At 60.6% G+C, this 3,809-nt stretch carries 4 protein-coding genes; 3 read left to right on the top strand and 1 reads right to left on the bottom strand.

The features are described 5' to 3' along the window. Positions 1-784: 784 nt before the first annotated feature. Positions 785-1,717, top strand: coding sequence for a replication initiation protein (locus EV657_RS21190; protein WP_166673766.1), 933 nt, complete (start codon positions 785-787; stop codon positions 1,715-1,717). Between the two features lie 425 nt (positions 1,718-2,142). Here the strand turns inward: EV657_RS21190 and EV657_RS21185 are convergent, their stop codons facing one another. Beyond that, on the bottom strand, positions 2,143-2,727 hold the full coding sequence (locus tag EV657_RS21185) for a super-infection exclusion protein B (protein ID WP_134079832.1): 585 nt from the start codon (positions 2,725-2,727) through the stop codon (positions 2,143-2,145). Positions 2,728-2,860: 133 nt separating this feature from the next. Here EV657_RS21185 and EV657_RS21180 point away from each other — a divergent pair, with 133 nt between their 5' ends. Then, positions 2,861-3,100 (top strand): DUF4160 domain-containing protein, encoded by a 240-nt coding sequence (locus tag EV657_RS21180; protein ID WP_134079830.1) that lies wholly within the window; start codon positions 2,861-2,863, stop codon positions 3,098-3,100. Beyond that, on the top strand, positions 3,093-3,494 hold the full coding sequence (locus EV657_RS21175; protein ID WP_134079829.1) for a DUF2442 domain-containing protein: 402 nt from the start codon (positions 3,093-3,095) through the stop codon (positions 3,492-3,494). The genes EV657_RS21180 and EV657_RS21175 overlap by 8 nt, the downstream gene beginning before the upstream one ends. Positions 3,495-3,809: the final 315 nt, after the last annotated feature.

The following is a 3,809-nucleotide window of genomic DNA, read 5'->3' as shown; positions in this document are numbered from 1 at the left end:
GGTCGCAGAGAGTCGCCATGCGCCTCCTGCCCCCCTCACAGCGGCTCTGCGGCGTCACTCGTTTGCAGCCCGCCGCCCCCCAGCAGGGGGGCGGCTTTTCTGGTCGCTCGCCCGCAAGGGGCGAGCGAGGCATCGGAGGGTTGGAGAGAGAGGGTTGGGTTTTTTGCGAGGCAGGATATATACAAAAGTAGAACTTTTTCTCCCGACACCCTGTTCTGGCTGTTCTCATCCGCACCCTGATGCGATGGATCACCGCTGGCTTGAGCTCGCTGGACAGGCCGGTGAGAGCCACGAGCGAAATCCAGTCTGCCCGCTCCCGAAGTGCGCCTAAGCCAGGAACAGAATGTTGAGCAGCCTTCCCGTAGCCGTGGTGGCAGAGCTCGCAGCCTGAGCCGGTAACCCATTCTCAGCAAATTCCACGACTGCCACAGGTTCGACCTTCGGGATCGTGCGCTGCCCTATCCGTTTGTCGTCCCTCTGCGCAGCGCTCCCATCCAGCGGCAAGCTGAGGGGCGGGCGGCGTCAGCCGCCGTGTCGATCTTGAGTGTCGGGTGTCGAGTGTCGCGTGTCGCTTCGCTCCCCTCGACACCCGACACTGACACTAGGGGGCTTCGCGACAACATCCGGGAGGGGTAGCGACAACATCCGGGAGGGGTAGCGACAACATCCGGGAGGGGTAGCGACAACATCCGGGAGGGGTAGCGACAACATCCGGGAGGGGTGCGACACATATTTGACGACAACATTAGTTGTCGTGTAATGTTGTCGAATGAGGAAAATTACCGTGCCATCCAGTGCCCTCGCACTCGAATCAGAACAGCCCCTGACGCCCGCGATGGTATCGGCAGTCTGGGAAATTGCTGCGGCCCTGGACGAGCAAAGAGTGCCCTCTCAGGTGCCCAATTCGGTCTGGTTGGAAGTTCCGACTTTGCGCCTCCGAGGCGAAGGCGGACGGGCCGATAACATCTGGCTCCGAAAGTGCCTGGACCGGCTCATCGGCATCAAGATTTCCGGGGAGCATAGAGGCGACCCTTGGGGCGCTGTCGTGCTGGCCGAGTGGCACATCTTGCAAGGCGGCAGCGTTGCCCGGCTGCTTATCCCGCCAGCAGGCGTTCATGCCCTGCGCAGCCCTTCGAATTTCACGAAGATCGAAGCTGCCGCAGCGCACCAGCTAACGGGCCACGGTCGACGCCTTTACGCCCTGCTAGCCGACAAGAAGCGACTGGGGCGGCCTTACTGGACTTTCGAGCTGGGCGAGTTGCGCACCCTCATGGGCGTAACCAAGCAAAAGTCCTACGACCGCTTCAACACGTTCCGTCAGCGCGTCCTCGATCCTGCGATAGATGCCATCAACGATTACGGCACCGTCACCGTGCGCATGACGCCCGAGAAGCGTGGAAGGTCCGTTCATGCGGTTCGCTTCGACTGGCGCTGGAAGGACCCCCACAACGCGGCTGAAACTGTGACCGAAAACGACCGGCACAGCTCGACGCGCCGCAAGCAGCAGGCCACCGACGACGCCCCGCCGATGATCGAGGACCCCAAGGAGGCCGCACGCCTCTGGTGGGAAGACCTCTCCGAAGAGGAGCGCGTTTCCTGGGCGGACCAAGTGGGCAGGGAAGCCGAAATCGGCGGCGTCATGCAGCCACGACCGGAGCGGATCATCCGAGAGATAGCCTTCGCCGCAAGTGGGCAAGGTGGGCAGGCTGCCCAGTGAGCACGCCCACCCAAGAAACGCTCTCTCCTGCCCAGGTTGCCCAGCGTTGCTCAGTCAGTCGGCGCAGCGTCATGCGCGCCATAGAAAGCCTTGACTTAAAGGCAATTCGAGACAACAGGAACCACTGGAAGGTCGCCCCGGAGGATGCCGACAGGTGGGCATCTGCCCAGTGGGCGCCCACTGGGCAGCGCCCACCCGAAATGCTCACCTCTGCCCACCCTGATCTTACATCGGAACTTGCCGCCGCCCGCGCTGAAAACGCCCAGCTGAGGGAGCGGCTGGCCGACAGAGACGCTTTGATCGCCGACTTGCGCGAGGACCGGGAAAAGTGGCGGCAACAGGCGGCGGCCCTCCTAGAGGACAAGCGACCCAAGGGGTTTCTCAAACGCCTCTTGGGGCGCTAGGCCGAAGGAAGGGAGATAGGCTCAGCTCCATGAACGCCAATCCGTGGAGCGATGCACAATCGCTCGAATATCGTCTTCGAACCGTACTGAGTTCCTAAAGTCTTCAGGCATCCTCTGGTACCCACGCTCCGCCACAAGGTCATATAGTGCGTCAGGCATGTAGTGGTGCGCCTCGTGTAGGCTCTGAACGCCAGGAATAATACCTAAGGCATTCTTCTGCCTCAGGGAGACCATCACAAGGTTATCGTAGGAAGCCTTTATCGACTTCGTACCGCTTTGGGTCATCGCCCAAAGGACACAAAGCTCCTCTAAATTAAGAGAATAGAAGGTTTTCTCGATGCTTTCTTTGTAAGCCTTTTCGCGCGCACGCCTTCGGAAGGGCTTAAGGATTGCTGCGATCACCCAAATCACGATTTCCAAGACGAGAATTGCCGATGCAAGAAGAAAAACTAGCAGTATTTGGGTCTGATACGCATCAGTAAATTCTGGCTGCTCCAGACCCAAGCGGTCAATTGGCGCAAACAATAAAGCGCCACTAAACAAAAAAAGAACAAAAGCCGTTTTCGGCGACTTCAATGCTTGAAAAAACTGGGTGATAAATTCCATCGAAATCCTCGTCAAAGCCGCTCAGAAACTCTCGGCCCCTTTGTATTAGGGGAAAATTATCGTGTGTAAACTTGGTTTAGCATTACAAGTTAGGTCCTCTTGAAAAACCCAACATGATGGGTTATTTTGCGCTATGGTCACCATCTACCGCGCGCACGGGCTGCGCATCATCATCTTCACCGACGATCACGAACCAGCCCATGTGCATGTGTTTGGCGATGGCCAGGCCAAGATCAATCTGATCGGCCCCGCAGGCTCGCCGGTTCTGGTTTGGGCACAGGGCATGAAGGGCAACGAGGTTCGCCGGGCGGTCCAGGTTGTTCGCGATCAGCAGGACCTGTTTCTTGCCAAGTGGAGGGAAATCCATGGCTGAACTGACAGACGCCGAGATTGATGCCGCTCTCGAACGTGGCCGCATGGCGCAAGAGATCGAACCCCGCGCGGAGGCCGTCCGCTACGACCGGCGCAACAGCCGGATCATTGTGGACCTGACCAACGGTTGCACCTTCGCGTTCCCGCCCAGCCTTGCCCAAGGTCTGGAAACGGCCAGCGAAGACGAGCTGGAGGCCGTCGAGATCCTGGGCGCGGGCTACGGCCTGCACTGGGAGGCTCTGGACGTGGACTTGTCCGTTCCCGGCCTGATGGCAGGGCTGTTCGGCACGAAAGCCTACATGGCCCGGCTCGCCGGGCAGGCGACCTCCGCCGCGAAAGCGGCGGCAGCTCGCGCGAATGGCCGCAAGGGCGGCAGGCCGCGCAAGCAGGCCTGAGCCGAGATGGAGCACGGTGACTTTGCCATCAGAAGGGAGTTCCGAACCGCGATCGGGATCTAGCGCTGCACCGACATCACCGCGGGGTTTTGCTGCCCTGCTGTAATCCTGCATTGCTGCATTGCTGCCCTGCTGCATTGCTGCACGACGCACCCCGGAACCGCAAGGAGCGCCAGAGCGGGCCGCTGGCGGGCCATCCGGGCTTTTGGCCGTTGGTGGGGGTCGCAGAGAGTCGCCATGCGCCTCCTGCCCCCCTCACAGCGGCTCTGCGGCGTCACTCGTTTGCAGCCCGCCGCCCCCCAGCAGGGGGGCGGC

This window comes from Rhodovulum visakhapatnamense (genome assembly GCF_004365965.1).
GTDB classification, from domain to species: domain Bacteria; phylum Pseudomonadota; class Alphaproteobacteria; order Rhodobacterales; family Rhodobacteraceae; genus Rhodovulum; species Rhodovulum visakhapatnamense.
This window is presented reverse-complemented; position numbering and strand designations above follow the sequence as displayed.